This window comes from Mesorhizobium sp. CNPSo 4688 (assembly GCF_057784295.1).
On sequence record NZ_JBWLUY010000030.1, the window covers coordinates 1 to 26408 of the forward strand.

General features: G+C 61.2%; 27 protein-coding genes. 6 read left to right on the forward strand and 21 right to left on the reverse strand.

From position 1 onward, the window contains the following. Window positions 1-64 precede the first annotated feature (64 nt). Window positions 65-757, reverse strand: a complete 693-nt coding sequence (locus AC04SH_RS31725) for a ParA family protein (RefSeq protein WP_488577795.1) — start codon at window positions 755-757, stop codon at window positions 65-67. A gap of 315 nt (window positions 758-1072) precedes the next feature. Between AC04SH_RS31725 and AC04SH_RS31730 the strand changes: the two genes are divergently transcribed. Both AC04SH_RS31730 and AC04SH_RS31735 read left to right on the forward strand, forming a co-directional pair. Continuing rightward, on the forward strand, window positions 1073-1495 hold the full coding sequence (locus tag AC04SH_RS31730; protein WP_488577796.1) for a hypothetical protein: 423 nt from the start codon (window positions 1073-1075) through the stop codon (window positions 1493-1495). Then, window positions 1492-3762 (forward strand): relaxase/mobilization nuclease domain-containing protein, encoded by a 2271-nt coding sequence (locus AC04SH_RS31735; RefSeq protein ID WP_488481596.1) that lies wholly within the window; start codon window positions 1492-1494, stop codon window positions 3760-3762. The genes AC04SH_RS31730 and AC04SH_RS31735 overlap by 4 nt, the downstream gene beginning before the upstream one ends. A gap of 131 nt (window positions 3763-3893) precedes the next feature. Here AC04SH_RS31735 and AC04SH_RS31740 read toward each other — a convergent pair whose 3' ends face one another. From AC04SH_RS31740 to AC04SH_RS31805, 14 genes are all read right to left on the reverse strand, one after another. After that, window positions 3894-4175 (reverse strand): helix-turn-helix domain-containing protein, encoded by a 282-nt coding sequence (locus AC04SH_RS31740; RefSeq protein WP_488481597.1) that lies wholly within the window; start codon window positions 4173-4175, stop codon window positions 3894-3896. Further along, complete coding sequence (locus AC04SH_RS31745) at window positions 4172-4495, reverse strand: type II toxin-antitoxin system RelE/ParE family toxin (RefSeq protein WP_488481598.1); 324 nt, start codon at window positions 4493-4495, stop codon at window positions 4172-4174. Before AC04SH_RS31745 ends, AC04SH_RS31740 begins: the two co-directional genes overlap by 4 nt. A 221-nt stretch (window positions 4496-4716) precedes the next feature. Further along, window positions 4717-7032, reverse strand: a complete 2316-nt coding sequence (locus tag AC04SH_RS31750) for a type IV secretory system conjugative DNA transfer family protein (RefSeq protein ID WP_488481599.1) — start codon at window positions 7030-7032, stop codon at window positions 4717-4719. Next, the gene (gene virB11, locus AC04SH_RS31755) at window positions 7022-8068 is read right to left on the reverse strand and encodes a P-type DNA transfer ATPase VirB11 (RefSeq protein WP_488481600.1); all 1047 of its coding nucleotides are present in this window, start codon (window positions 8066-8068) and stop codon (window positions 7022-7024) included. The genes AC04SH_RS31750 and virB11 overlap by 11 nt, the downstream gene beginning before the upstream one ends. Continuing rightward, window positions 8034-9266 (reverse strand): type IV secretion system protein VirB10, encoded by a 1233-nt coding sequence (virB10, locus tag AC04SH_RS31760; protein ID WP_488577797.1) that lies wholly within the window; start codon window positions 9264-9266, stop codon window positions 8034-8036. Before virB10 ends, virB11 begins: the two co-directional genes overlap by 35 nt. Before the next feature lie 109 nt (window positions 9267-9375). Beyond that, complete coding sequence (gene virB9, locus AC04SH_RS31765; protein WP_006205828.1) at window positions 9376-10212, reverse strand: P-type conjugative transfer protein VirB9; 837 nt, start codon at window positions 10210-10212, stop codon at window positions 9376-9378. Beyond that, window positions 10209-10940, reverse strand: coding sequence for a VirB8 family type IV secretion system protein (locus tag AC04SH_RS31770; RefSeq protein WP_488481602.1), 732 nt, complete (start codon window positions 10938-10940; stop codon window positions 10209-10211). The genes virB9 and AC04SH_RS31770 overlap by 4 nt, the downstream gene beginning before the upstream one ends. A 15-nt stretch (window positions 10941-10955) precedes the next feature. Beyond that, the gene (locus AC04SH_RS31775) at window positions 10956-12026 is read right to left on the reverse strand and encodes a TrbL/VirB6 family protein (RefSeq protein ID WP_006205830.1); all 1071 of its coding nucleotides are present in this window, start codon (window positions 12024-12026) and stop codon (window positions 10956-10958) included. 226 nt (window positions 12027-12252) lie between these two features. Continuing rightward, the gene (locus tag AC04SH_RS31780; RefSeq protein WP_488481603.1) at window positions 12253-12936 is read right to left on the reverse strand and encodes a type IV secretion system protein; all 684 of its coding nucleotides are present in this window, start codon (window positions 12934-12936) and stop codon (window positions 12253-12255) included. 41 nt (window positions 12937-12977) lie between these two features. Next, a complete protein-coding gene (locus tag AC04SH_RS31785; RefSeq protein WP_488481604.1) occupies window positions 12978-13856 on the reverse strand; it encodes a hypothetical protein in 879 nt (292 codons plus the stop codon). Continuing rightward, complete coding sequence (locus AC04SH_RS31790; RefSeq protein ID WP_488481605.1) at window positions 13853-16264, reverse strand: VirB4 family type IV secretion/conjugal transfer ATPase; 2412 nt, start codon at window positions 16262-16264, stop codon at window positions 13853-13855. Before AC04SH_RS31790 ends, AC04SH_RS31785 begins: the two co-directional genes overlap by 4 nt. Before the next feature lies 1 nt (window position 16265). Further along, window positions 16266-16574: a VirB3 family type IV secretion system protein gene (locus AC04SH_RS31795; RefSeq protein WP_040583984.1), complete on the reverse strand. Its 309-nt coding sequence runs from the start codon at window positions 16572-16574 to the stop codon at window positions 16266-16268. 5 nt (window positions 16575-16579) lie between these two features. Further along, window positions 16580-16888, reverse strand: coding sequence for a TrbC/VirB2 family type IV secretion system protein (locus AC04SH_RS31800; protein ID WP_006205835.1), 309 nt, complete (start codon window positions 16886-16888; stop codon window positions 16580-16582). A gap of 12 nt (window positions 16889-16900) precedes the next feature. After that, window positions 16901-17848 carry a lytic transglycosylase domain-containing protein gene (locus AC04SH_RS31805; RefSeq protein ID WP_488481606.1) on the reverse strand — a complete coding sequence of 316 codons (948 nt, stop codon included), beginning with the start codon at window positions 17846-17848 and terminating at the stop codon, window positions 16901-16903. A gap of 5 nt (window positions 17849-17853) precedes the next feature. Between AC04SH_RS31805 and AC04SH_RS31810 the strand changes: the two genes are divergently transcribed. Both AC04SH_RS31810 and AC04SH_RS31815 read left to right on the forward strand, forming a co-directional pair. After that, a complete protein-coding gene (locus AC04SH_RS31810; RefSeq protein WP_488481607.1) occupies window positions 17854-18387 on the forward strand; it encodes a hypothetical protein in 534 nt (177 codons plus the stop codon). Beyond that, window positions 18387-18989 carry a thermonuclease family protein gene (locus AC04SH_RS31815; RefSeq protein WP_488481608.1) on the forward strand — a complete coding sequence of 201 codons (603 nt, stop codon included), beginning with the start codon at window positions 18387-18389 and terminating at the stop codon, window positions 18987-18989. The genes AC04SH_RS31810 and AC04SH_RS31815 overlap by 1 nt, the downstream gene beginning before the upstream one ends. On the opposite strand, the gene AC04SH_RS31820 is transcribed toward AC04SH_RS31815, so the two are convergent. Together AC04SH_RS31820 and AC04SH_RS31825 are read right to left on the reverse strand one after the other, a co-directional pair. Beyond that, a complete protein-coding gene (locus AC04SH_RS31820; RefSeq protein ID WP_488481609.1) occupies window positions 18946-19230 on the reverse strand; it encodes a hypothetical protein in 285 nt (94 codons plus the stop codon). The genes AC04SH_RS31815 and AC04SH_RS31820 overlap by 44 nt on opposite strands. 51 nt (window positions 19231-19281) lie before the next feature. Continuing rightward, entirely contained in the window at window positions 19282-20520 is a 1239-nt protein-coding gene (locus AC04SH_RS31825) for a DUF1173 family protein (RefSeq protein WP_488481610.1), read from the reverse strand. Window positions 20521-21309: 789 nt separating this feature from the next. Here AC04SH_RS31825 and AC04SH_RS31830 point away from each other — a divergent pair. Together AC04SH_RS31830 and AC04SH_RS31835 are read left to right on the forward strand one after the other, a co-directional pair. Next, window positions 21310-21741 carry an antitoxin Xre-like helix-turn-helix domain-containing protein gene (locus AC04SH_RS31830; RefSeq protein ID WP_488481611.1) on the forward strand — a complete coding sequence of 144 codons (432 nt, stop codon included), beginning with the start codon at window positions 21310-21312 and terminating at the stop codon, window positions 21739-21741. Then, window positions 21738-22220: an RES family NAD+ phosphorylase gene (locus tag AC04SH_RS31835; protein ID WP_488481612.1), complete on the forward strand. Its 483-nt coding sequence runs from the start codon at window positions 21738-21740 to the stop codon at window positions 22218-22220. Before AC04SH_RS31830 ends, AC04SH_RS31835 begins: the two co-directional genes overlap by 4 nt. A gap of 99 nt (window positions 22221-22319) precedes the next feature. Here the strand turns inward: AC04SH_RS31835 and AC04SH_RS31840 are convergent, their stop codons facing one another. The 4 genes from AC04SH_RS31840 to AC04SH_RS31855 are packed head-to-tail and all read right to left on the reverse strand — an operon-like array spanning window position 22320 to window position 26361. Further along, the gene (locus AC04SH_RS31840; protein ID WP_488481613.1) at window positions 22320-23081 is read right to left on the reverse strand and encodes an ABC transporter ATP-binding protein; all 762 of its coding nucleotides are present in this window, start codon (window positions 23079-23081) and stop codon (window positions 22320-22322) included. 17 nt (window positions 23082-23098) lie between these two features. After that, entirely contained in the window at window positions 23099-24097 is a 999-nt protein-coding gene (locus tag AC04SH_RS31845) for an ABC transporter substrate-binding protein (RefSeq protein WP_488481614.1), read from the reverse strand. Window positions 24098-24138: 41 nt separating this feature from the next. Further along, entirely contained in the window at window positions 24139-24987 is an 849-nt protein-coding gene (locus AC04SH_RS31850) for an ABC transporter permease (protein WP_488481615.1), read from the reverse strand. A gap of 24 nt (window positions 24988-25011) precedes the next feature. Then, the gene (locus AC04SH_RS31855) at window positions 25012-26361 is read right to left on the reverse strand and encodes an LLM class flavin-dependent oxidoreductase (RefSeq protein ID WP_488481616.1); all 1350 of its coding nucleotides are present in this window, start codon (window positions 26359-26361) and stop codon (window positions 25012-25014) included. Between the last annotated feature and the right edge of the window lie 47 nt (window positions 26362-26408).

A 26408-nucleotide genomic window follows, 5' to 3' on the forward strand; every position in this document is an offset into this window, starting at 1 on the left:
GAACGGGCACGCGGTTTCAAGGCAGGCAGCGGCAGCTGGTTTGCGGTCCGATCGCTTTTCTCGTTCATTGCGAGGTGGCTCCGTTCAGTTTGCGGATGATCTCGGCGGTCAGGGCATTCGTCTGGTCGCGAGCGTCCTGCACCGCCTTGCTCACGGGCTGGACTTCGTAGAGCGTCCCGGCGGTTGCGATTGAGGCGAAGGTCGGCCGTTGCGACAAAAAGGTCTCAAGCACGCTGGCGTCGGCCTGCCGCAGCAGCTCGATCGCCGTGCGAAAGGCCATGGTGTTGTGCTCGATCCCCGAAACCATGTTGAGCATCACCGCGTAGGGAATTTCGCGGTGGCGTCCGCCAAGCGAGCGGATGTGCCGGATCAGGCCGAGGCACTGCTTGACATCGAAGACGTGCGCTTTCGTTGGGATCAGCACGAAGTCAGCGTTGGCGACGGCCGGGCCGAGGGCAGCCACGGCCGTGCCCTGGACGTCGACCAGCAGAAGGTCCTCGCCGTCAGATTGCGCCAGGCGGTCGATCAGTTCGTCGGTCGAGCTGATAGGGATGACGTTGATGTTCGAAAGAGCGTACCCGGCGCGGTGACTGTTTTTGCTCCACTCCACCGCGGACAATTGCGGATCGGTGTCGAGCACCGTCACCCGGTGACCGGCGGCGGCGAATTCGCCAGCGAGCAGAATGGTGGTCATGGTCTTGCCGACCCCGCCTTTGGGCGAGGCCACTGTGATTTGAACCGCGCGTTGTTCCGGCATTTTTTCTCCCAATGTTCGTGTGCCACCTTGACGCCAAAGCGCAGAGGCGAACTGGCACCAAAGTGACCTTCTTTCATTGTGCCAATGCGCCGATGCGACAAAGTGCAAAGGCGCATAAGCGACTGTATTATAATATGAATTCCGGCATTTAGTGCAATGTTCGAGTGTGCAAATGCGACTCAGGATTGGTGCATCAGTGAGTTAGTATAATGTTGCGTATTTAATTGACAAGATACGCAATTTGGGTCCAAATTGGCTGAGCAGGTCGTCGCTTCGCTTCGACCTGGACCGTCTTCGACGTGAGGCCCATCCGCCATGGCGAGAATTTTCGACACCAGACCCGCCCAAAATGACACTCGAAAGCGCTCCCGGATCGATATCGGGCCGGAGGCGGGCGCACTCCTGGACGAGGCCTGCAAGGTGTTCCAGCTTGACCGAGCGGAGACGTTGCGGCGCATCATCCGGGCCAGCCTGGATATCGGCCCCGCTCTGTCGGCAGAGAATTCACGCAATGTCGCGGCCTTGGCCTCGCAATTCCGGATGGTCGGCCGAAACCTCAGCCAGCTTCTGCATGCCATTCATTCCGGCCACGCCGTCCCAATGGAGGCGACGTTGCCAATATGGCACGCACTGGATGTCAGGGTGAAAGCTGTCGACGCCGAATTGACGGCAATGACGATCGCCCATGGCCTGAAACTTCGGAAGGCGGCGCATCTGCTGGATGGTGAGGACGCGTGAACCTAGACCCGCCGTCCATACAGGCCATAGCCGATCGGATTCGAGCGAGCGCAGCTTTTGAAGAAGAGAACCGCAAGCGCCGGCGTCGGGCCCTTTTGTCCTTTGCTGGAAATGACGATGATTGGTTGTTCAAGACGGTTCGCGGCCGGCCGGGGGAGGGCGGTTTCGATGGAAGTCAGCCCCCGGAACCGGCCGTGCCGCGCTCGTCTGCCCGGGAGTTGGAGCCGCCGCGCGGTAAAGCCGGGCGACTAAACTTCGCCCTGCCAACGAAGCGGCGGAAGCTCGCCGGCGGACCTACGCCGAGAGCGGCTGCCGACCGGCTGGCGGCCGGGTATCAGCCGGCGGTTCTGAAGGTGATTTCCTATGGGCATGGCGTCACAAGAGCAGCCGCCATCAGTCAATATATCCAGAAGGAGGGCGTCGCGCTCGAAACTCACGACGCCCGCATCCTCGCGACGCAGGCCGCCGTTGCCGAGGAAATGAAACAGTGGGGCAAGGGCTTCGACAAGCGGCGGGAAAGCGACGATGTCGCGACGTTCCGGCTTTCGGTGGCAGGAGAGGAGAATGCCGAGCGCCTTTCATTGGCGGTTCAGGCTGGCTTTGCCGGCCACGGTTTCGCCTATCGTATCGACAAGCTGCAGGACGGATCGAGCGTTGCGCGTGTCGTCGCGACCATGGCCGGACACAGCGTCGTGCGGGGCGAGAATGGAGACGAGAAGAAGAAGCATCGGTTTCACCTTTCCGATCGGCGCCAGCAGGATCGCCAGTTCTCGGCACCGACCCGGGCCATGATCGCCTCGCGGATCGCCGAGACGCTTGGGGTCAAGGAGGATACTGTTTCGGTCAAGCCAATTGGGGAACCCAGCCACGGCAAAGCTGGTGTCGTGTTCCAGCTCTCGCGCCTTACCCATGACGGAGCGGTGATCGGCGCCGACGGCGTCACGATTGCGTCTGAGGAGGCGGTCCGGCAGACCGCGCAATCCTGGGACAAGACGCTGAATTCCTATAAGCCTCGCGACACCATGCATATGATCCTGTCGGCCAAGGCAGGTGAGGACGGACAAGCCCTGGTGAGGGCGGCACGTGGATTCCTGCATGAACAGTTCCCCAATCACAAATTCGCTTTTGGGATGCATGCCGACATGGCCGAGGAGGGCGGCCATATTCATGTCCATGCCATCGTCGCGGTGAAGGGCGAGGATGGTCAGCGATTGCGACCAGGTCCGGCCCAGCTTCGCGAATGGCGCGCGCTCTATGCCCAGCACGCACAAGCGCAGGGCATGAAAATCGTCGCGACTTCCGCGGCCTATCGAGCATCATCACAAAGCTATGGCCCGCGCGACAGGGCGATTGTGGCCACGGCCGAAAAGCCGCGACCGGGCAGGGAGGCGCGTGATCGCGCCTACGCCCGTGCAAACCCGAACGTCATTGAGAAAGCCCGCCAGCGGATCGACTACGCGAGGGCCAACCCGATCAAGATTCCGATTTCGGCGCGCCAGCTGCAGGCCACCCAGGCAAGCCTTCGGGACTGGCACTCGGTTGCTGCTTCTCAGCCGAATAACGCGATAGCGAGTCAATTTATTGATCGGATGACGCGAGCTTTCCGATCCGGTACTGTTGTGGTCGCTATTCGAGATGGAAAGGGTGTTCAAATGAGTTCAGATGCCACCGCGGACCAGATGCGGGAAAACCTAAAACAGATCAACGAGACCGTTAACAAGACAGCGGCCATGATGAACGGCCAGACGAAAGCGGAGTTCTTACGGCGCGCAGCGCCCACCATGGAGCTATTGGCGATCCGGACGGATCTCAAATCGATGGAGGAAGGTGGCGTCACGCATGTCAGCGAAGACCAGGCCCATCGGATTGCCGGTGCGCGCGCCGAAGCTTTGATTCATCGCGCCCAGGAGATCGAGGCGGCTGAGCGGCTTGAGGCCGATCGGGCTCGTGAAATACGCAATCGCGCCATGGAGCAGGAGGTCCGCGACGAACGCGCCGGATCGGCTGATCCGACCTCGCTTGAGCAGGTCGCGCAAGACCGCGAAATGGTGCGCAATGCCGAAAGCATTGCTGCGAAGGAAGCCCGCGAGGCACAAGCCGCAAGTGAAGCCGCGCGTTCATTGGCGCACAATCCTCACGAGCCGCTTGATCCCGAGATCGTCAAAGGCGAACGGCTCGAAGAACTGCAGCGCCTGCAGTCGAGAAGCATCAACATCGCTCCAGTCGAAGGCGAAGTTCCGGATTCACAAAAGCCGCAAAAGCAGTAGTTGCCTCGCCATGCACCACTGTGTGGGCTCGTTGTTCCCTAAGCCGGGCTCTGGCAGCGGCTCCGTTCGGCACACGCTCGCGTCCAACGCGGATGTACTCCGAGGAAAGACGAGGATTAGACACCTCGTGATTATGCAACCTCCTTCACCCGGATTTCTATATCCAGGTGAGCGGAGGCGGCGATGTTGACGAGCGCGTCAAGCGAGAACTTGGCGAGCTTACCGCGCAGCAGATCATTGATACGAGGGCGCGTCAGGCCGAGCCGCTTGGCGGCTTCCTCCTGGGGAATGCCCCAACGCTGGACTGCCTTACGGATTTCGTAGAGCAGCGCCGAGCGCGCTTTAAGGTTTGCTGCCTCCTGTTCGGTGTCCGCCAGGGCGTCCCAGACGTTCTCATAGGTTTCTACGTTCATCGTTCTGCCTTCCATCGTCTTAGCCGTTGAGCCGCCAGATCGAGGTCTTTCTTGGATGCGGCCTGTGTCTTCTTTTGGAACGCATGAAGCACCAAAACGCGGTCCTCCAGGGTTGCCAGATAGATGACACGGAACGCTCCCGATGCCTCCCGGACTCTGATTTCCCTGACGCCGGCCCCAACGATCTGCATAGGCTTCCAGTCGTCGGGATCGTCGCCGCGCTGGACAAGTTCAAGCTGCCAGCCGGCATCTATCCGCGCATCGTCAGGAAAAGCTCGAACATCCGGCCTACTGCTTCCAAGCCACTCAATCACCTTCATCGCGGTGCACTGTATCGGTTTTGATACAGGCTGCCTAGGGTGAAAATCAATCGCATTTTACGGACGAGCAAATCAGCTCACGTCCCGACCAAGAACCGGGAGGCGCGCGAACCGGCTCGATTCGCCCGCCATCGGATTAGGGACGTTTCGTCTGGTTCTCACACTCGACATAGGCACCGAAGGCACAAATCGCTCATTTGTATTCAACTGAATTTCACGTCCTAGCGATCGCCGTGACGTCTAATTTGATCCTGCAGCGCCTCAAGAGCGGCTGACGGTACCCCGTCGACATCTCCGCTATCCACTGACGGTGACAGGGAACGAGCGCCGGCCTCCACTTCCTGATCGAGCGATGCGAGCAGCGCGGCGATCGACGTGGACTTGTTTCCCGGCCGGACTTGGAATTGCAAGATACTCGCCTTGCCTTCAGACGCACTCGGGTCGGACGCCTTTGATGCTGCCGGCGCCGATCGCCGGCCAAGGGTGGGAAGCGGCCGCGGCGCATCATCGGCTGTCTGATCGGTCCGCTTCGGCTTCAACTCCGGAACCTCGGCGGCGACCTCGCTCCTTGCTTCAGCCTCACCGCCCGTTGGAAGGCCTGAGCTTGGCAGCGCCTGTGGTGCGTCCGCGCTGTCGCTCTTTACTTTCGGCTTTAACTCGACGGGACCAGCCCTTTCAGCCGCCGCACCAGTCGCAGGCGGCACCGCATCGGCATAGGCTGTATCGCTCGAAACCGGCGCTTCGACGGTATCGGGTTCCCCCAACTCGAAAGGTGCCGCCGGCGCGTTGTTGGCCGCCGCTTCGACCTCCGCCATGGAGCGCAGCGGAAGATCCTGCCATCGTGAGAGAGGCGGAACCTTCAAGCGCCGGTGCCGAAATTGCTGGTAGGTAGCCTTATAGGGAGCGTCCTTATAATAGGTGATCTTGCGCACCATAAAACCAGGGGGGCTCGAGCCCAGAACCACGGCCTGGTTCGCCGGCATCTGCCGAAGCTCCGCCGCCGTCCGGAACGGTCTTTCCTGATAACTTAAGCTCTTGTCTCGGCCCCCAAATATACCTTGCCCGGCCCTGATGATCGGTGTGGCGACCTCGATCGTGGTCGGCCCCAGCATTTCAGAGACATGTTCCGAGGTCTCAACGTCGTTCATGCGGATGAAAAGCTTCACCTGACACGCCGTCACCGTGGTCTGCCGCGTCGCTTTTCCATAGACTTCGTCAAGCTGGGCAAGATCCTGCAGGATCAGGACCATGCGAAAGCCATAGCCCGCGTTGATCGCCAGCTTGGAAACGATAGACTCCATTTTGCCGAGCTGGCGAAACTCGTCGATCATCACCAGGACCTGATATGGCTCGTCAGGACCTGGCGAGGAAGCCATCAGCACATCATGGATTTGCTGAACCAGGAGTTTGATGATGGGCCGGAACACGTCGAGCTGCGCCACCGAGCAGCCGATGAAGAGCGCCGTCGGGTCCTTGCGAAACTTCGAGATATCGAAATCGGTCGACGCCGTAGCGGCTGCAACGAGATCATTGGTCCAGGGGTTGAGAGCCGCCGTCAGGTTGAAGTAGGCCGAGTTTCGCGTTTCCTTTTCCAGCGCAATGAACTGGTTGAGCCCGTGCACGACCCACGAAGGCAGATATTTTTCCTCGTCATTGCGGATATTCGTCAGCACCCTGAGAAAATCCACACCGGTCGAAAGGAGCATCGCGACGGCGCGCAAATGACGCTGCCCCTCATAGCGTGGTGACGTCAGCACATAACCTATCATGGCCGAAAGCAGCTGCCGGCCGGCGCGCGCCCAGATCTCGGAACTCCCTGTCGCCTCCGGGATGATGAAGGAGGAGACCACCGCGCAGTCCGTCGGCATGCGCGCATCGCTCCGGATGAAATCCAGCGGATTATAGCGATGCGAATCCTGCTCGCCGGGCGAAAAGAAAAAGACCTTGTCACCGAGAGCCTGCCGGTGTGCACCGAACGCCTCGAAGTTCTCCCGCTTCGGATCGAACCACACCGAGGATCCTCGCCACATATACCCGTTCGGTATGACAAAGCTGACGCCCTTGCCGGATCGGGTCGGCCCGACCACGAGGACGTGCGCGGGATCGTCCGAGCGGATCGTCGCCCCGCCCATCTTGCCGAGGATCAAGCCTTGCTTTGCCAGCAGGTTTTTCCTTTCGGCGTCCATGATTGTGCCGAACCGCGCATCGCCGTAGTGCTTTGGCTTGCGGTTGATCAGGCTTGCAAAGATCAAGCCGACGCCGATCGCCACGACAATTGCGACCGCGACCGCGCCGCGGATGATCGTCTCGCTTTGCGTGGGATGATAGGCCAAGCGCTGACTGAAGTGCTGCCAGGCAACGAACAGGCCGCTCAGGCTGCGTTGCGCGTTCTGGTACCGCAAAAGCCCCCAGCGCGAGGCTCCTTCAGAAGGCAGGGCGGGATTCCACCGCCATGTCGCCACCAGCTCGTAAGCCAGGCTCCAAAGGGCAAAGAAAGCGGCGAGACCGATGAGGCCGAGGAAAAGTCTATAGGCCAATACGCGAGACATCCTGGGGAACCTTTCTGGCGGCTCTCCATTCAGTCATGCGGTTGAACCAGATCGCCGAAGTGCCGCGCCAGCCGCCCCGGCGCGTCTGTTGGATCACAATCGGCAAAACCGACCGCACGTAATCGATGATCTCCGCCTTGCTCAGACCGAGCCCAGCCTGCATGACCATTAATGCCAGCTGCTCAAACGCACCGGCCGGGCTGTCCGCATGGATCGTCGTGATCGATCCGGGATGACCCGTGTTGACGGCGCGCAAGAACGAATAGGCTTCGGCTCCCCGGATCTCGCCCAGGAAGATTCGATCCGGCCGCAGGCGCATTGCCGCCTGCAGCAGCGTTTCAACGGTCACGCGCGCCAGGCCCTGGTCGCCCTTTGACGCCACCAGCGGCAGATAGTTGGGCTGGTGTGGTTTGACCTCTCGCGTGTCCTCAATGGTGAGGATCCTTTCATCCGAAGGTACCTCATGCAAAATCGCGTTCAGAAAGGTCGTTTTGCCCGACGACGTGCCTCCTGAAAGCAAGATCGAATACCGTTCCCGCACTGCCAGGCGCAGGAAATCCTCGATCTTGCCGGCGTCGAGATATTCGCAAAGGGCGCTGTCGGTGTCGCTCAGTTCGCCGAGATCCTGGACGGAGATCGTATCGAAGGACCCACGTTTGCGATAATCCTCAAGGCGCATTTCCTTCACGACCTGCTTGCGGATTGCGAAGGCGCCTCCTGCCGGTGTCGCCGGCGCAAGCACGCCCTGAAAGCGTTCGCCGCCGGGCAGGGCGGCCGAAAGCAAGGGATTTTCCTCGCTGACGGACTGCGAGGATGATGCGGCTATACGTTCCATGAGGTAGGTGATCGCGGCGCGGTCGAGCTCGGGCACGTCGAAGGGCTCCATATGTGTCGAGCCGACGATTTCGACCCACACAAGTCCAGGCCCGTTTGCACAGATTTCCACCACGCGATCGTCGTCGAGCCAGCGCCGCACGGGCTCCAGCGCCTTATTTAGAAAGACGGTTCTTTGCTGCCCGCTCACGTCGGATCTCCCTCAACGCCTCGCGCACCGGGTCCGGATAGAATTCGGAAAAATCGAGGTCGCGGCGGACGAACACCATGATGCGCGACCCCTGATCGACATGGATCGTGGGCGCGATATTGATCGAGTTGCGAAGCGCCTCTTCGGCAATGCGGTTGAGGCTTTGCGAAATCTGTTGCGCGCCGATCTGGCGCGCGCTCTGCATGTACTGGTTGGGTTGCGTCTGGATTGTCACCGTCTGTCCGGTCTGCGGGTCCGTGTAGGTCTGGTTGGTGTTCGACCCGTTCTGGTCGTTGCCAAGGTTGGCGATGAACTGCGTCGCGCCGCCCACGACACTCAGAAGGATCGCCGAGCCGAAGCGCTCGAAATAGTGGTTGTCGACCTCGCCCGGCATACCGCTCCGACCGAGCTCGTCGGTGCCGGTCGAGCCGAGCTGCACCGACATGCCGTCCGATCGAAGCAGGCGTGTCCACACAATGAACACCCGCGTTTGGCCGGTTGCGAGGCCACTGCGATATTCACCGATAAGGCGGGAGCCAGCGGGGATCAAAACCCTGCGGCCGTCGAACGACCACACATCCTCCGAGACCACGGCCCGAACCATGCCTGCAAGATCGCTCTGGATGGCGGTCTCGAGCACGCCCTTGATCATCGTCCCTTGGGCGACCAGAGCGTCCGTGCGCGGGTTCATCGTGGCCTTCGATGTATCCGCTCCGCTCTGGCTCGCCCTTGCCAAAAAACGCCGGTTGGGATCCTCCTCGCCCTCGCCTGCATTTCCGAGCGCCGCGGCATCCGCTCCATTGGCGGCCAGTGCTGATGCACTGCCAGGCGCGTCGCCGCTATCGACGACGAGCTGCTTGGCGCGCAAGCGCTCCCATTTGCGCCGCTCCTCTTCTTCCTGCCTGCGCCGTTCTTCCTCAGCCAGACGACGGGCTTCGGAATCATCCTGCACCTGTGGTGGAGCTGCGGGCGGTTGCAGGGCCGGTGGAGGGGGCGGCGGCGCCTCGACCGCCGACGGCGGCTGTGCCGGCGCTGCCGGCGGCTCCTCGGGAGCCGTCGGTATTTTCAGGGTGCCGTTATCAAGCTGGGGGCGCGGCGTATCGAGCCCCGGTGCGGGAAACTGCGTGGTGTGAAACTCCTCGCCATCCGACGCCGTCAACAGCGGCTTGTCTGGCGCACGCGTCGCCGCATAGATCATCCAGCCGGCGAACACCACCGCGCCCAGCGGCACCGCGATCTTGAAGAATGTGGTCGCCCCGAATTTTGGCGCGGCGACGGCTGTGCCTTCCTCAGCGAGCATTCTGTACTCATTGGGAGATGGCATAGGGTCCCCTCACTTTCCGAACAGTCCCACCGCCGACACGCTGCGGCTCGTAAGGTTCAAGCCCGGTCGGTTCGTTCACATTGTTCAGCCTCAGATTGAAGACGCAGGTCGCGTCGTTGCCGTTGCGTAGGGTCCATTGGTAGTTGACCTTGTCGACGACGATGTACGCGCCCTCGCGGCGATAGTTCACAAGGGTCTCATTGCGCTCGCTGTCGACGACATAGATCGCCGGCACTTCCCTTGCCGGATCGAAGCGGAACCAGGTCTTCACGCCATCGTCGTAGATCACGAGCGGCTTATTTGCCGACGCCCCCTTATAGGCATAGGACGAGTTGGCGTTTTCGGCCTTGAATGCCTGCCGGTTCGGCTGGGCCGCCCGGGCCTGGGCTTCATCCATCAGCGCCGCGTCCGATGCCTCTTCGGGATAGCGGAACTTGATCGCGTAGACTTGTTGTGCAACCGGCCGAAACTCGCCGTTGAGGAAGAACACATAGCTGCGCTTGTTGGTCAGGACATTGAGATTCCCGCCCGCATTCTTCTCGATCGGCTTCACAAACAGCACATTGCCCTTCTTGTTGGGCTCAATGCTCCAGGCCGGGACGTCTCCAGCGCCCAGGGTTTCGATTTTCTCGTCATCGCCGAATTCGATCATGGTCGAGGCGCCGTAGCTGGCCGGCACCGACACCACATCGTCCTTCTGATACCAGACGAAGCGAATACGACTGTCACGAGATCCCGCCCGAGGGGTCTGTTCGGCAAGGGCCGGCTGAACCGCGCAAACGCCGAGCCCGATTGCCATCAGGATGCCGGCGACCTTCATTGCGGTGTCTCCGCCGTGGGTGCCGGCGCCGTCTCCTGATCGCGCCGATATTCGAGCACCTGGAAGCCAAGCGGATTTTGAAAGCGGATCTCGTTTTTGGCCGGCACACCGGTGTAGCGGAACCGGATCAACGATACCCAATGCCGCTGCACCGTGTTCGCCTGGCTCTTTTCCTCCGTCATGAAACGGACCAGGGCGGTCCTTTGGTTAGGAAATGTCACCGACTTCACAGTCACCGCCACGACGGTGTTTCGCCCGTACAACACCACGGGGTTCGTCACCTTGTTCGCCGGACTGAAAAGCTCGACGAGCTCCCTCGAGGCATCGCCGGCGCTCAGCAATTGCGCCAGATCGAAGTTGTCCTTCAGCGCCTTCGGATCGTAGGTCTCGCGAGCCTTCACATAACGGACGATATCGAACATCCCCATCGACTCGTCCTGCTGCAAAGGCCCGTCGGCCAGCGGCCGCTTGACCTCGACAAACCCGGTGGATTTGTCGACCACCACCATATAGGGCTCATAAGTCTTGAGCGGCAGCGCAAGGATCAGCGCGCCCACCGCTGCTACGGCAATGACCGAGGCGACGCTCGCCACACACCACGCCAGGGATCGCGACCAACGATTGCGCCGCGCGATATCTTTTTCCCAGATTGCCGCATCCACATAGTACGGCAAGGGAGACTGGATTTCCTTCGCCGGTGCCCCAGCGTTTTCCTTCACATCGCTCATTGGTGCGCCCCAAGACTATGCGGGATCCGTCAGCTTTCGGGAAAGCCGCGCATATTCCGCTGAATCCTCGTACCTTCTTTGTGCGAGGCTGACGCGCGCCCGCTCGCGACCCGCCAGGCGTTCCTGCCGCGTGCTCCAGCCCAAGCGTCCCATCAGCCTGCGCTGACCGGCTTGGCCCATCGCCGCGAAGGCGCCGCCGTAGAAGCGCCCAAACGAAGGCGTTCCAATACCAATTCCGCCTGCTAGCGAGGCGGCAACGTTGGTGATTTGTGACAGCAGCAGCACGCCGACGAGGCAGATCAGGATTAGCGGCGCGGCTTCGGTCAAGGTCGTGGTCGCAGCACCATTCGACCGGTTGACCGCGTCGAAATAGGTCTGGGTGATCGAGATGAAGAAGGCGCAGAAGGCGTAGACCAGAATCTGCACACACATGTACTGCACGATCGCGGTTATCCAGCCGGCGAAGAACCGGGTTGTGTAGCCGAACAGCATGAGAATGATGAACACGGGGGCGAGCGCCAGCAAAAGCCAAAGAAAGATCTTCGACAGGATGATGAGGAAGATCGCATAACCGATGAGCAGCGCGCCAACGACAAGGATGATCGCCGCCAGCACGTAGCCGCCGAAGTTCAACACCCCAAGGCTCTTGATAAAAGCGGACGTGGAGTTGGCGAGCGAATCCCAGATATTCTGCAGGGCCGTCTGCACGGAGTTGACGGAGTTCAGCCCGGCTGATGTCCCGGTCACATTGGCCGAAACACTCGTGAGAAGGCTGTTCCCGATCGCGGAAGGTGTGTCATTCGCGAACGAATACGCATATGTTTGAAAGTCCCCCCAGCTGGTCGCCAGAGCGTAGATGACGAAGGCGCGAAACAGGCGCCAGACCATCTCTTTTCCCGATCCCGTCGAGGTTCCCTGCCAGATGCTGATGGCCCAAAATATCACGTACAGCGTCAGCATCAGGCCCGCGACACCCACCTGTCCCCCGCCGGTCAGCGCCGACGCGAGGTTCTGGTAGGCTTGCGATACATAGTTATTGCCGAACTTGTCGACCTGTTGCAGAAGCGTCGTGATATTGAAATTCATTTGTTCGCCGTCCCGCCTGTAAACAGCGATGGATCGCTATTGAGTGCCTTCATCGGACCACACTCGAATGGCTTCTTCGCTTCTGTTCTTGGTTCGGGCGCCGCGAACGCCATCGGCTGCATCGGTCCCTCATCGCGCGCGCATGGAGCCTTGAGTGGCTTGTGGCCGCACCCCGAGGTCACGAGAGCGCCAATGAGGGCGGCCACTGATAGAAGCAAGCGCACCGTCATTGGCCGGACTTGTATTCGAGCCCCCGCGTGGCCTGGGTGATCAGGTTCATACGATCGATGTTTTCCTGGTTGGCGGCCGCCGTGGCGGTGTTCACCGCGCCGATCAGTTCGTTCACGGTCAGACCGGTTTGCACCATGATCTGGCTATTCTGATCGATCGAGCCCTTGATGTCCTGCGCCGTGCCGATCCGCTGAGCGCCCGACTGAAAAGCGCTGGAACGGGTCTTCACCCCATTTTGCGAGGAGTCCACCAGCCCGGTGACCGTGGCCGCGACGTTCACCAGGGCGCTGTAGTTCTTGTCCATCTGCGTCGTCTGACCATTGATCAGACCCGAAATGGTTTTCACCAGCTGCAGGCCGTTGATCAGGTTTGAAACCATTCCCTGCGATCCGTTGCCGAGGCCGGCAAACGACAACGAGCCGCCCGAGATCACGCTGCCAAGCGAAGGCGCGCTTCCCATGGAGAAGCCGCCATTGCCCAAGGCGATCTGCGCGAGCTGACCAGCCTCGCCCGACCGGTCGCCCGTGACGGCCTGCAGTGTCGCTTGCGTATAGTTCATGATGTTGCGGTCGGTGCTGAGGATCTCGCTCGTTGCCGATGCAATCTGCCGAGCCTGTTCCAGATTGGCCTCGTCGATCGTAGGCACCTGGGCAATGGCGATGCCGCCAAAGCCAAGCAAGAGTGCCGCTGTTAACGGAATTCCACGCATAGCGCTTTCTCCTATTGAGCCTGATATTGCTTGACGGCCGACATCAGTTCGTCGGTCGTCATGGTGACGGGAGCGCTGTTGGCGTCCCGTTGGATTTGCGAAAGCCTGGGCGACACGTTTTCAACCGTGTCGGTCGTGCGCGGCACCGGGCATGCGCTGTCCGTCGAGGGGCAGCACGTATTGGCGGCCGTGCCGCCGCTCGTCCGTCCGGGACAGCTCGTCGAGCCGCCCGGGCCAGGCGGCGCGGGCGGGGGATTGGGCACCACGAGGCCGGAGGATCCCCGGCTTGTCAGTGCGGCCGTGCCGATGTTTCGCACGTTGAAAGCTTGGGCGAAGAACCCAGTTGCCTGAATCACCTCGTTGAAGGTCAGTCCGCCTTGGGCTCGGATTGCGCTGTTGCGGTCGAAGGCTTCCATGGCCGTTTTATCGGTCCCGATATCCTGGCCCATGGTCTCGAAGACCTGCTTGTTGGGACCCACGGTCGACATGCTGCCATTCATGCCGCCGACTACCTGGCCGGTGCTGTCCAAAAGGCTTCGTTCGCCGGCATTGCCGCCGACAGCGCCTGATCCCGTTCCTGTCGAAGCGAACGCCGTTGAGCCCTTGATGTCGGGATTGGCCTGTTCCAGGGAGGCCCGGCCACTCGCGGGATCAAGCGAAGGCTTGGGGCTCGTCACGTTCTGCGCCTTTTTGGGGGTCGTCACCGAGCATTTGACGCCCTGCGTTGCGGACTTCGTGTCCTCCTGGATCAGCTTGATCTCAACCTTGTCGGCCTTGTCCTCGCTCCGCCGCGACAGAATAGAGCTGTCAGAAACCGGCACGGCCGCCATCGCCATCGATCCGGCGAAAATCATCACAACGGCGGCCGTCGCGCCAACGATGGCATTCATTCCGGGTCCCTCCCAAGAAAGATTGGCAACCAAACCTGCGGATCGTCACCGACCCGCGCGCGCAGCGCGTCGAGCTCCTGGACCGTCTCAATTCGACCAGAGAGGATCTTGATCGCGTCAGGCATCGCGCCCAGATTGAGGCGCGCAATGACGCTGTCCTGGTCATGCTTGATCAGGAATTTGCGGGCTTCCGGCGGGGTTTCGCGGATCCATTTGATCTCGCGCTCGGACAGCCCGAACGCCCTGTGCGACTCCTCATCTGCCTTCGGGTTGGGGAAAAAGATATTGGTCGGCGTCTGTTCGATCAGCGTGTTGGCGATCGACGATTTCACGATATCCGCCGCGGACTGCGTGCCGAAGCCAATGATGCCATTCAATTTTCGAATGGTTTTCAGCTTGTCCTTGATGAAGTAGCTGAAAATATCATTGTCCAGGAGCTTCCAGCCCTCATCGAGGAAGATCATGACCGGTTGCCCGTCAAGCAGCTCCTCAATGCGATGGAAGATATAGAGCAGGGCGGCCGTGCTGGTCGTCGCGTCGCTCAACACGCTCGTCATGTCGAAGCCGAAAATGGACGACATCGAGAACGAATCTTCGGCGTTGTTGAACAACCAACCACGCTGATCGGGCCTCATCCATGGCTGAAGGCGCGAATAAAGATCGTCGTCGCCGGCGCGCATCGCACCACGCAACAGCTCGGCGAACTCCTCCATTGTTCGACCTTCGGGCGGCGCGCTTGCCACCTGGGCGATCGCGTTGCGGATGACTTGCTCCTCGCGCGTCGAGTGGGCGTGTCCGTCGGCGCGACGCAGCATGAAACTGAAAAGCTGGAAGAGAAATTCCCGGTTGTGCGGCGTATCGGGCAGGCGCAACGGATTGAAGCCGGAAGGCTCGCCGGCCTTGAGAACCTCATAGCGGCCGCCAAGCGACCGTACGAAGATATCGAGGCCGCGATCCTTGTCGATCATCACCAACTTGGGGCGCGGCGTGATGCGCTGCGCCTGTGCCGCGAGAAAGCCGAGCAGCACCGTCTTGCCCGAGCCCGAGGGACCGTTCAGGGTGAAGTTGCCGAGATCTCGAACATGGAAGTTGAAGAAGTAGGCCGTTTGCGACGTCGTCTCGAGGACGCTTATCGGCGTTCCCCAATGCACCCCGCCAGCCCGGCCGCTCGGATAGTTATGGAAGGCCGAGAAGCCTGCCATGTTCTTCGATGAGATCATCGACTTGCGCGCCACATAGGCGAAATTGCCGGGCAGGGTGGCCCAGAACGCTGGTTCACAATTGAGGTCCTCGCGAACCCACAGGGCGGACACCTCCGTCAGCGCGGTGCCGACGTCGGTCACGCAGCGCGCCACGTCGTCCATGGTCTTCCCAAGGCACAGCACCGTCAGATGATGCAAACCATAAAGCGCTTCGGAAGATAAAAGCTCGTCGCGCGCTTCGCCGAGTTGATCGGCGACAATCGAGCCGGCTTCATCCGACATGTCGATCTTGCGCCCGACCCGCTCCATCTGGGTCAGCGCCTGGGGCTTGTCGATGATCGCGAAGGATTGCGTCACGATGAATTCGTGCGGCACCTTCAGCATTGGGTTGAGCATACCCGGTCCCGTAATGGAAGGGTACTCGCCTACCGAAATGATGGCGCCGTATCGCGTTTCGCCAGGGAACGCCCCGCGAATTTCCAGCGCATTCGGGCCGAAGAACAGCCGCTTGGTCGCCAGCGCCTCCGCGAGCTTCATGCGCGGCAGTGCCATCGGCCGCGGAAACCCGCCATTGACAAGCTGCACCAGGAATTCCAGCGGCTCGGAATGCCAAACGTCGTTGCGCTTGACGACCGTCAGAACCCGCGCTCCATATGCCTGCAGGCTCTCTCGGACGGCTTTCATCACGTCCGTGAGTTCGATCAGCGACCGCTCCTCGCTCGAAGAGCGACCGTCCGCCGCCCTGCGTCCCAAAAGCTTGCGGATCACAAGATCCGCTGTCCCGACGGTTCCCTGCAATTCGCGCCGCACGATCGTCAGGTAGATGTCGTTCACAAACATGCGCTGGGTGCGCAGGGCCGCCGTATAGCGCTGATCCAGCTCTTGGCAGAACTTATTCTCGAAGCTCGACTCGATCGCCGGCTTCACCTCGCGGCGCAGGATATGCGAGTAGATCGCATAGCGGGAATTCGCCAACCCCCGAATGAGATCGTTGCGACCGAGCAGGCGCGAATTGATCTCGGCGATGTCGATCGTCTCGAAGCACAGCCCGCTCATGTGAACGAAGGACATCAACATGCCGTCCTGCGTCTTGATCACCTCGTCGGACACATGCCGCGAATAGGGTATGTGGGCTGAAACCGGGTTCTCCCGACGAGACACGGCCCCGAAACTCAGTTCATCGCGCAGAGCCCGTGCGATCGCCACGTCACACCCGGTAACTGCGCGCCCCCCAGAAGCTGGCGCTCCGGGGCGGCATCTTTCGCGAACGGATGAACATGATCTCGATGAACATGGGATCGCGCATGATCGCGATCCTGGCAACCGCATAGAGCGGCACGCAGATACAGAGCATGATCAGATTATGGGTTGCAAGGAACACGACGGCGGTCAGCACGCCGATGAACCCCGCCAGCTCGTAGGGGATGCCGAGCACCGTCGGCGCTCGGGTCAGGCCCTTGACGAGAGGAGTGATCAACAATCTGGGCTCGCCAGGATCGATCCGGCCGTCTGCCATGCCGATCACCTCCCGACCGCGGATTGAAAGAATTCGACGATCTGTGCCGAGCCGAAGACCAGCACGATACCCAAGACCCAGCTTCCAGCCACAAACCATGACAGGCGTGCCGCCCAGGCCATGAAGCCCATGAAAATGCAGAACAGAACTGCCAAAGCCGTCGCGATCGGCCCTGTCAGGGTCTGCACCAACGTCTGCAGCGTGCTTTGCACAGGCTGGAGATTTCCGCCTCCGGCCATCGCCTGCGTTGCCAAGAGCATGAGCGGCATCGCCACACCAGCACTGCGTGTCGCAATCATCTTCCACATGGTCATCAAAGCTTCTCCTCAGTCAAAGTTTTGCACCATCCCGCCCTGCCAGACCGGCGCCGTCGCTTCGCGAGACGTCGTGGTGCCGCCATTGCGGGCGTTGGTGCGGGATGTCGGAACATTTTGTTGATCCGCCGCGCCGGCCGCAGCCGGTTGAACGCCGGCTAGGTCAAGGCTCACCGCCCCACCTGGCATCACTGCCTCGGACCCGACCGATGGCCATTGGTAGAAATCGTTGATGACGTTGGCGACGTAGCCAACCGTCTCGGGGTAGGGCGGCACGCCCTTGTATTTGAGAACCGCGACCTCGCCGGCATTGTAGGCGGCGAGCATGTATATCGGGTTCGGAAATCTGCGATGCAGATCCCGCAGAAAGCCGATCCCACCTTTCACATTATCCGCGGGGTCGCAGATATCGACCCCGTAGCTTGCTGCCGTGGACGGCAGAAGCTGCATCAGGCCATAGGCACCTTTGGGCGATAGCGCGCCGGAATTGAAGCGGCTTTCGGCCCGGGCAACCGCGAGGACGAGCGGTGGGGCAAAGCCTTGCTGGCGCGCGACCGTTTCGACGATACGCTGTCCGTCTTCCTTCGACAGGGCAGCGACGCCGGGGCAGGGGTTGTCGGCCTTGGTCGATGTCACCGTAGCAGCCGCGCTGTCAGCGCTTCCCGCCGAACCGATCCGCTGCACGTCATGGCTGCCAACCTCAACGGCCGGCATCACCCGGCCCTTTGCGTCGACAGCAGCGTTGACAATGCGACCGGTAGTTGCCGTGACGTTGCCCTGGAAGTTCCCGGAAGCTTCCTGTGCAGACGCTGCCTGGCACGTCGCCAGGATCGCACCCACGGCCAGTACTGTTTTGCGGGATCGAATCATTAAAATAATCCTGCGCCGTTGCCGATTCTGAAATGCTGAATTAATACAATGAATCGATGAACCGCAATCGCGAAAATGAGGCTGGCGCAATGAAAATGAGCAGGGTTCTTTCCGTTGTGGCGTTTTTGCCGACCTCGTCGGCTCTGTCGGTGGCGCCGGCCCATGCTGATGATTTTGGCTGCAAGGTTTTGCTGTGCATCCTCAACCCGCAGGGTTGGGCGAGCGTCGGGGAATGTGTGCCTCCGGTCGAGCGCGCTTTCCGTATGGTCGCGCATGGGGACCCCTGGCCTCAGTGCCCCGAGGCAGGCAGTTCCGGTCGTATCGGATATGAGAAATTCAAACCCTGCCCGGACGGCACGATCGCCGTTTCGCCCGAGACGGAATCGGGCGGAAGCGACAACAGTTCTCGATCACAAACTGTCTACAAGCCCAACAGCAACGGCGCTTTCTGCGCGCCGCGCAATGCAACGAATGCCTCATGGGGCACTTACTCGAGAGGTTCCGGTTCCGGTGCGCCTCCAACATCCGCCGTGACGCCGCGCGAGAAGAGGACGGAGCCAAACTATCTCGATCTCACGACCACAGACGGCAAACAGCGCTTCTGGTTCGATCTGAGCAGGTATCAATAATGAAGCCTGGCTTCTCAGCCGTTGTTGGCCTTCTCGCGGCCGTCCTCGCCAGTGTTCCGGCACGGGCCGAGGACAAACCCAATCCCTGGTTTCAGATCCCTGCCGCAGCATCTTTCAGCACCGGCGACACCTGGACCTATGCCGGCGAGACCCACCGCCTCTACGGCGTTCAAGCCTGCCTGCGAGGCACTTATTTCACAAATGCGGCAGGGGGGCGTGTCGATTGCGGCGAGGCCAGCCTCGCCATGCTCGTCGCTCTCATCCGGGATCTCAAACCCCAGTGCTACACGGCCGCCTGGCAGGACGCGACCAAAACGCGCTTCGTCGTTTGCGTCGCACAGCCTGTCTCAGGATCCGCGGCCGGTTCTCGCATCGATCTCGGCACGGCGCTGATCTCAACCGGCTGGGCCTTTGCGGCCGTCACTCCAAACGGCACTCCGGTTCATGCTCCCTATATTGTCGCGCAGGAGGTCGCTAAAAAGCAGCACCTTGGCCTGTGGCAGTTCGCCGACGTTCCTGATCCCAATGCCATCATTCTCCAGAACATCCGCAACGCATCTAACGCGGCTGGTCAGTCTTCGAATCCGCCTGCAAGTCGATAACCGGTCCCTGGCGGGCTGGATCATGCCTGACATCCCGCTGAGTCCACCGCCACATCACGAACGCCACGGCAAGCGCAATCGCCGAAATCAAGCCGAGAACAATAGTCGCGATCAGCCCCGGCTCTCGCCAAAACGATAGGCTGTCCCACTGATTCAAAAGCCGGGCGCCGGACAGCACTAAAATCAAGACTGTTGCGATGACGATGCCCGTTCCCGGATCCATCTCGAATTTTTTCAGCATGGCATTCTCCTTTCGCACTGCGGTCACGGCCCTCGCACGGACTTTTGCTTTTCACGTGTTGCGTTGATATTCCAAGGCCGGTCTGCTGTCCGGCCCGGGAACCCGCTCCTGTTTGCCCGGCAGCGCCGGCCGGGGACCGCTAGCGTCCCAGCACCAGGTCTCAAGCTCGCAGCTAGAGACCAGACGGTCGAATTCCGACCGTACCGCCTCCTTGGCATCATGCGGCACGACAAAAAGTGCCGTTCCCTGCTGGTCAACGTCGGTCAGAAGACCGAACGCCATGGGCACCGCTGGCAGGACGTTATAGCGCAACGTTTTCACAAACCGCCGATGCTCCCCGGTCAGGACCTCGATCAATTCCTTTTCGTCATTGTGCTGAAACGGGATCCAATTCTGTGTCACGTTCATAAAGCCGATTTCGTCGATCGACAGGATGCCGGACGGCGTCTGCGTGACCGTTGCGATGAGGATCAGGTGCGAATTTTCGTGCAGTCGCCACAGGTCGAATTCTGCTCCAAAACGCTTCGGCACTGCCTTGAACATTTTCTCATCCATGAAGAGCGGCGCGTCGGGCATATGCTTGATCGATAGCTTGCCGCCAAACCGGGCAGGATCGAGCGATTTCACAATGCCGATCACGATCTTCTTGTGACCCGCCTTAGCTGCCGCCGCGAAAGCCTGCTCCCGATCCGCCGCTAGCCGATCCCTGTGCTCAGGGGAGTACATTGCCGGCATGAACAGCAGCTCGCGCAACTGGAACTTCTGGCTCGACTTCGCATCGGCCGCGCCCCAAAGAAATTTCCGGACCAACCACCAATTTCTTTTTCCCACGAAGCCGGGTGCCATTAATGTCAGCTCCGCCTCTTCCCAGAGATAGTCGAGCAAGCCTCGCAGCGTGAGCTTCTTCGGATCGGCCTTCACAGTGTGGTGGGTAGGCCCCTCGCCGGATGGTCCCTGTCGCGCCTTGCCTTGTGTCAGTGCGAAGGCCAGCTTCAGCCGCGCCGTCTCCGATGCTGGATCCTCGACGATTGCTTGACCTAGGACCTCCGCCTTTCCCGACAGTGCGAGGGGCAGTTCATAGCGATCACAGTCTACCGCATGGTCCTTGCCGGTGTTCGGCATGCGCTTGATGATCAATTCCTCGCCGACGGCGGCGATGTACATCGGCACTCCGGGATGCCGACACAAACACAAGACGCGAGCCTGCTGATCCCGCGCCTGACGCAAGAGCGTCTGAATTTCCGGGTGCTGGGGGCCAATCGTGCGACCCAGAATAGCAAAGTCACTCATAAGGTGCCATCCGACTTAGATCGTTCGCCTTATGATTAAATCATTGAACCGATGTCTCGTTCAACCCATTTGGTCAACCATGCTTCCCATGGATTGACAGTGGTTAACCCGGTTGACTCGAATAGGCTGATGTTTCAGGTGGGCGACCATGGAGCCGCAAACAGCGGCTGTGGCGGCGATGTAGCCGTCCGCGGCGTGATCCCCCGGGATGGTGTGGCATGATGACAATCCGATCCTCGACATGTTTCATGGATGGCGCGCATCAAGAGCACGCGGCCATGTACTCGTGCCGGAAGCTACGCCACTTTGGTGTGACCTCTCCAGACCCGAACCGCGCGCTTGCGACCTTCTGTAGGGTGGCGCAAGAATTTGTGCCGTCTTATCTGTTTTTTGGAATCCCATTCGTCGCCAACGCGTAGAAATAAGGCCAAACAGGTAAAATCGTTCGATGGGTTCCCATTTCCACCGGACGGTGTTCCTCCCTGAAGGCTTTAACCTTCTTTGGCCGGGCCGTATCCGAGCCCGGCCATTCTTTCTTCCGGGCTTGCTTGTTAGCGCGGGCGCAAACGCGTTTTCCTGGTGTCAATCCTTCGCGACCCGGGCGGTTGGCACTCGCCGCCTCTGCGCTTTTCCAAGGCTATGCAGGGGAGGTGTCGTGGGACTGATGCTGCTGGCGGGCGCCAAAGGCTGACGCGTGACAGCAAGGATCGCAGGGTGATCGGATCGGTTTGCGCTTGCAGGGCGCATCATGTGAGGCTATATTGTGCCTCACATGAAATGGAGAGTGGAATGCTTGCGTTCGGAAATGTAGCCGACGTGTTGGGTCTGCCTGCTAAGGAGGTGGCGGCGCGGTCGCCATTCGGACTGATCTCCCGCATCGAGAGCGGACTTCCCATTGGGGTGGTCGAGCGCGTCGCCCATCTCGTTGCCCCGGGAGATGCTCATTTCAAATACCGGCTGATCCCCAAAGCAACCTACGAGCGGCGCAAGACGGCACATCGCCTGTCGTCGGATGAGGGCACACGACTGGCCCGTGTGGCGCGCGTCTGGGGGCTTGCTGTCGATGTCTGGCAGAACGAAGAGGAGGCACGCGATTTCCTGTTTAGGCCGCATCCGATGATTGAGGACAAGCGACCGATCGATATCGTTATCCTCAGCGAGTTCGGCGCCGAAATGGTGGTCGATATCCTCGCAAGTCTGAAGTACGGCAGTGCTGCGTGACGGCGCAGACTCTCGATCGCACGCTATCGTCCTTTCGCATCGGCGATCCGGCCGGCACCTACCCGATCTTCGACGCAACCGGCTCGACAATCGCGCCAGGGCGATGGAACACGCCCGGAAGTCCTATCATATACACCAGCGAGCATTATTCGACGGCCCTGTTGGAAAAGCTGGTGCATGGCAGTGGCCGACTGCCGCCCAACCAACACTACATCGAAATCACAATTCCGCGCGGACTGAGCTACGAGGTTTTTTCGCAGCCGTCGCTGCCCGGCTGGGACACGATGCCGGCGACGGTAAGCAAGGGATTTGGCGAAACCTGGTGTTTTGAGCGGCGCAGTGTCATCCTGCTGGTGCCGAGCGTCGTGGCGCGTCTCGATAGCAATGTGCTGATCAATCCGGCGCATCCGGATTTTTCAAGGATCCAGACGAGTCTCCATCAGCCTGTCTACTGGGACCGGCGGCTGTTTGGCGCGTAAGGGGAGGGGCTTTCTGTCCTCCCCTGCTACTCCAGAGCAATCGCATATGGCTCAAAGCGTATTGCCGTTTCATGCGTGGTACCGATCTGTTCGCTTCCGTCAGTGCAGGCCGAACTCGCGCAGCAACTCTTCACGGTAGCGCACGAAGCGGCTTTCGCTGCGCTCGCGCGGACGAGGCAGGTCGATATCGATCAGCCGTGCCGTGCCGCCCTTCTCCCTGGGCAGGATCAGCACCCTGTCGGCGAGATAGATCGCCTCCTCGAGGTCATGGGTGACCATGACCATAGTGACGTTCTCCTCGCTCCAGATGCGCGCCAGTTCCTCCTGCATGGAGATCTTTGTCATGGCGTCGAGCGCACCTAGGGGTTCGTCGAGCAGCAGGATTTCGGGCTGCACTGTCAACGCCCGCGCGATGCCGACGCGTTGCGCCATGCCGCCGGAGAGCTGCCGCGGATACGCGTCGCTGAACTCGGCAAGGCCAACCAGCGCGATGTAGAAGCGCGCCCGCTCCTCGGCTTGCGCTTTCGCCACGCCGCGCACCTCGAGGCCGAAGGCGACGTTGCCGAGCACTGTCAACCAGGGCAGCAGCCTCGGCTCCTGGAAGATCACCGCCCGTTCCTCGCCGACGCCATCGACCTTTCTGCCGTCGATCGCCACCGTGCCGTTGTTGGCGCTTTCCAGTCCGGCAAGAATGCGCAGCAGTGTGGTCTTGCCGGAGCCGCTGGCGCCGACGATGACCAGGCATTCGCCGGAGCGGATGTCGAGGTTGAGCGATCGCAGCACGGCAAGCTTCCGCCCGGCAATGCTGAAGGACTTCGACAGGTCGCGGACCGTGACCTCGCCGCCGCGTGACGTAGCCATGCCGCCGGCCTCCGTGCTCAGTTGATCTTGGTTTCGCCGGGACGGTAGAGAATGTCGGTTGCCTTGATCTTGCCCTTCGGCACGCGACCGTCGCGCTCCAGGATGCTCACCCAGAAGTCGATGTCGCGATCCGTCACGGCGGCCTTCTCGCGCAGACCGAAGCCGGTCCAGTAGCGCGCCAGGTCGCCGTTCTCGCCGCGCCTGTTGAGGATGTCGGCAAGCAGCTTGCGCGTTTGGTCGGGGTTCTGCCTGGACCAGTCGGATGCGCGCGCCGACTGCTCGACGAAGTTGCGCGCGGCATCCGGGTTGTGGGCGATGAAGTCGCGCCGCAGCACGACGAAACCGCCGGCGATCTCACCCAGCACATCGGTGTCGTTGAAGACGCCGCGCACGCCGCCATTGGCGACCAGTTGGCCGGCAAAAGTCGCCTGCCAATAGCCGAGACCGGCCATGTCGACCTGATTGGAGCGCAAGGTCTGCTCGAGCTGCGGTCCCGGCACCACCACCAGCTTTGCCGCATCCGGCGGCAGGCCGACGCTGTGCAGCGCCTCGCGCACCGTATAGTCGAGATGAGCGCCCAGCGTGTTGACCGAGATCGTCTTGCCGGCAATGTCTGCGATCGATTTGATCGGGCTGTCCTCAAGCACGTAGAAGACGCTTTTCACATCCTTGTTGATGCCGTTGCTCGGATAAGCGGCGACGAAGTCGTTGCCGCCGGCAATCGAGTTGATCACCGCCGGCGTTGCGGCCGAACCGAGGTCGACGCTGCCGGAAGCGAGCGCAAACAGTGACTCAGGGCCACCGCCGACATAACCGACATTTTCGAGCTCGATGCCGAGGCCTTTGAAATAGCCGAGCTCATAGGCAAGCTCGTGCGGCGAGATGCCGCCGCGGCTGGCGAGATAACGGATTTTGACGGATGCAGCTTGCGAACGCGCTATCGATGGCAGGCCGGCGGCGAAGAGGCCGGCGGCAATCGGTACGCGCAGAAGAAGCGAACGGCGTGTGATGCTCATGATCAGGGCCTTCCTTTAGACAACGATGTTGGGGTGGCGGCTCAGGCGGCTGGGTTGCTCCAGCGGCAAAGCCTCCGCTGCAGGCTGACCAGCGCCTGGTTGGCGATCAGGCCAAGTGCGGCCAGGATGACGATCGCTGCAAACATCAGCGGGATCTGGAAATTGTACTGCGCATTCATCACCTGGAAGCCGATGCCCTTGTTGGCGCCGATCATCTCGGAGGCGATCAGGAGCAGCAGCGCGGTGGTGGCCCCTAACCTCAGGCCGACGAAAATCGAGGGCACCGCACCCGGCAGCACGACGCGGTGGAAAATCGTGAGCCGCCGGGCGCCATAGGCGCGCGCCATCTCGAGCAGCTTCGGGTCGACCTCCTTCACGCCGCTGATCGTGTTGAGCAGCAGCGGAAACAGCGTTGCCCAGAAGATGACGAACACTTTCGAGGCTTCGCCCAGTCCCAGCAGCAGGATGAACACCGGATACAGCGCCAGCGCTGAGGTCTGGCGGAACAGCTGCAGGATAGGGTCGAGCGCGGTCTCCACCGCGCGCGTCTGGCCCATGACCAGGCCGAGCGGGATGGCGACGATGACCGCCGCGCTGAAGGCAAGGCCGGCGCGCTGCAGGCTGATGGCGATGTCGCCGAGCAGGCTGCCGCCGGCAAGGCCTTTCCAGAGCGCGACGACGATCGCATCGACCGGCGGCAGCACGGCTGCGTTGACCCAGCCGCTGCTCGCCGCGACCTGCCAGAGCGCCAGGAAGCCCAGCAGCACGCCATAACGCGACAGGATGCGCGCCGAAGTCCGCGCCAGGAGACGCAGCGTCTCCGTGCCGAAATTGCTGCCACCCTCGTGCCGGCCGATGCCGGACGTCCTTTCGATATGCTGTAAGGTCATCGTCGTGCCTCCGGCCTCAGGATATCATTCGGCGGCAAGCACGGTCGAACGTGCTGCCGTCCAGGGATTCTGCGGTCGCCTGAGACCGAGATTCTCGCGCAGCGTCCGGCCTTCATAGGCGGTGCGGAACAGGCCGCGCCGCTGCAACTCCGGGATGACCAGATCGACGAAATCGTCGAGCGCGCCGGGCAGCCATGGCGGCAGGATGTTGAAGCCGTCGGCGGACCCGTTGCTGAACCACTCTTCCAGTTGGTCGGCGACCTGAACGGCGCTGCCGATCACCGTGTAATGGCCGCGCGCGGTCGCCACCCATTGATAGAGCTCGCGGATGGTGAAGTTATGCTCGTCCGCGATCTGGCGGATCAGCGCCTGACGGCTCTTCATGCCCTCGGTTTCCTTGCTCGGCGGCAGCGGCCCGTCGAGCGGATAGCCTCTTATGTCGAGCGTCTGACCGGCGAGCGCGTTGAGCAGAGCGACACCGTCCTCGGGCAGGATCAAATCGTTGAGCTCTTGGTATTTGGCGCGGGCCTCTTCCTCGGTGCGACCGACGAAGGGCGCAACGCCCGGCATGATCAGCACCTGTTCGGGATCGCGGCCGGCCTGCGCCACACGCGCCTTGATGTCGCGATAGAATTCCTGCGCCGAGGCCAGGTTCTGATGCGCGGTGAAGATCACCTCGGCCGAGGCCGCCGCGAGCCCACGCCCATCCTCGGACTGTCCTGCCTGCACCACCACCGGATGACCTTGCACGGGGCGCGGCACGTTGAGCGGACCCTTGACGCTGAAATGCTCGCCCTTGTGGTCGATGTCGTGCAGCTTATCCTTGTCGTAGAAGCGGCCCGTCTTCTTATCGCGAATGAAGGCGTCGTCTTCCCAGCTGTCCCACAGCGCCTTGACCGTCTCGACATGTTCATGCGCTCGGGCATAGCGGTCGGCATGGTTGGGCTGGACGTCGCGGTTGAAGTTCTTGGCGGTCTCGTCGCCGGCCGAGGTCACGACGTTCCAGCCGGCGCGGCCATTCGACAACAGATCGAGCGAGGCGAATTTGCGCGCCAGCGTGTAGGGCTCCTCATAGGTGGTGGAGGCGGTGGCGATGAAGCCGAGATGCTTGGTGAGCGGCGCCAGCGCCGCAAACAGGGTCACCGGCTCGAAGCCCGCGATCTTGCCGTTGCCGGCTTCGCGGGCGCCGAGACCTACGGTCAGATTGTCGGCAAGGAAATAAGCATCGAACAGCCCACGCTCGGCGGTCCGCGCAAGTTGCTTGTGGAACTCGAAATTGGTGGCGCCATCGGCCGGCGCATCGGGATGGCGCCAGGCGGCGATATGCTGTCCGCCACCGGGCAGGAAGGCGCCGAGCTTGATCTGTCTGGGCATTATCAAATTCCCTCTTGTCGCATCAGTTGAAGAGACGTCCCCTGGTG

Excerpts from the sequence above, each read along its gene's own strand:
- AC04SH_RS31770 (WP_488481602.1), bottom strand. The coding sequence starts at position 10,940 with ATGAGCGATGTGAAGGAAAACGCTGGGGCACCGGCGAAGGAAATCCAG.
- virB9 (WP_006205828.1), bottom strand. The coding sequence starts at position 10,212 with ATGAAGGTCGCCGGCATCCTGATGGCAATCGGGCTCGGCGTTTGCGCG.
- AC04SH_RS31815 (WP_488481608.1), top strand. The coding sequence starts at position 18,387 with ATGAAGCCTGGCTTCTCAGCCGTTGTTGGCCTTCTCGCGGCCGTCCTC.
- AC04SH_RS31810 (WP_488481607.1), top strand. The coding sequence starts at position 17,854 with ATGAGCAGGGTTCTTTCCGTTGTGGCGTTTTTGCCGACCTCGTCGGCT.
- AC04SH_RS31785 (WP_488481604.1), bottom strand. The coding sequence starts at position 13,856 with ATGAATGCCATCGTTGGCGCGACGGCCGCCGTTGTGATGATTTTCGCC.
- AC04SH_RS31800 (WP_006205835.1), bottom strand. The coding sequence starts at position 16,888 with ATGACCATGTGGAAGATGATTGCGACACGCAGTGCTGGTGTGGCGATG.
- AC04SH_RS31795 (WP_040583984.1), bottom strand. The coding sequence starts at position 16,574 with ATGGCAGACGGCCGGATCGATCCTGGCGAGCCCAGATTGTTGATCACT.
- AC04SH_RS31855 (WP_488481616.1), bottom strand. The coding sequence starts at position 26,361 with ATGCCCAGACAGATCAAGCTCGGCGCCTTCCTGCCCGGTGGCGGACAG.
- AC04SH_RS31740 (WP_488481597.1), bottom strand. The coding sequence starts at position 4,175 with ATGAACGTAGAAACCTATGAGAACGTCTGGGACGCCCTGGCGGACACC.
- AC04SH_RS31775 (WP_006205830.1), bottom strand. The coding sequence starts at position 12,026 with ATGAATTTCAATATCACGACGCTTCTGCAACAGGTCGACAAGTTCGGC.
- AC04SH_RS31820 (WP_488481609.1), bottom strand. The coding sequence starts at position 19,230 with ATGCTGAAAAAATTCGAGATGGATCCGGGAACGGGCATCGTCATCGCA.
- AC04SH_RS31745 (WP_488481598.1), bottom strand. The coding sequence starts at position 4,495 with ATGAAGGTGATTGAGTGGCTTGGAAGCAGTAGGCCGGATGTTCGAGCT.
- AC04SH_RS31825 (WP_488481610.1), bottom strand. The coding sequence starts at position 20,520 with ATGAGTGACTTTGCTATTCTGGGTCGCACGATTGGCCCCCAGCACCCG.
- virB10 (WP_488577797.1), bottom strand. The coding sequence starts at position 9,266 with ATGATCTATGCGGCGACGCGTGCGCCAGACAAGCCGCTGTTGACGGCG.
- AC04SH_RS31850 (WP_488481615.1), bottom strand. The coding sequence starts at position 24,987 with ATGACCTTACAGCATATCGAAAGGACGTCCGGCATCGGCCGGCACGAG.
- AC04SH_RS31845 (WP_488481614.1), bottom strand. The coding sequence starts at position 24,097 with ATGAGCATCACACGCCGTTCGCTTCTTCTGCGCGTACCGATTGCCGCC.
- AC04SH_RS31730 (WP_488577796.1), top strand. The coding sequence starts at position 1,073 with ATGGCGAGAATTTTCGACACCAGACCCGCCCAAAATGACACTCGAAAG.
- AC04SH_RS31840 (WP_488481613.1), bottom strand. The coding sequence starts at position 23,081 with ATGGCTACGTCACGCGGCGGCGAGGTCACGGTCCGCGACCTGTCGAAG.
- AC04SH_RS31725 (WP_488577795.1), bottom strand. The coding sequence starts at position 757 with ATGCCGGAACAACGCGCGGTTCAAATCACAGTGGCCTCGCCCAAAGGC.
- AC04SH_RS31830 (WP_488481611.1), top strand. The coding sequence starts at position 21,310 with ATGCTTGCGTTCGGAAATGTAGCCGACGTGTTGGGTCTGCCTGCTAAG.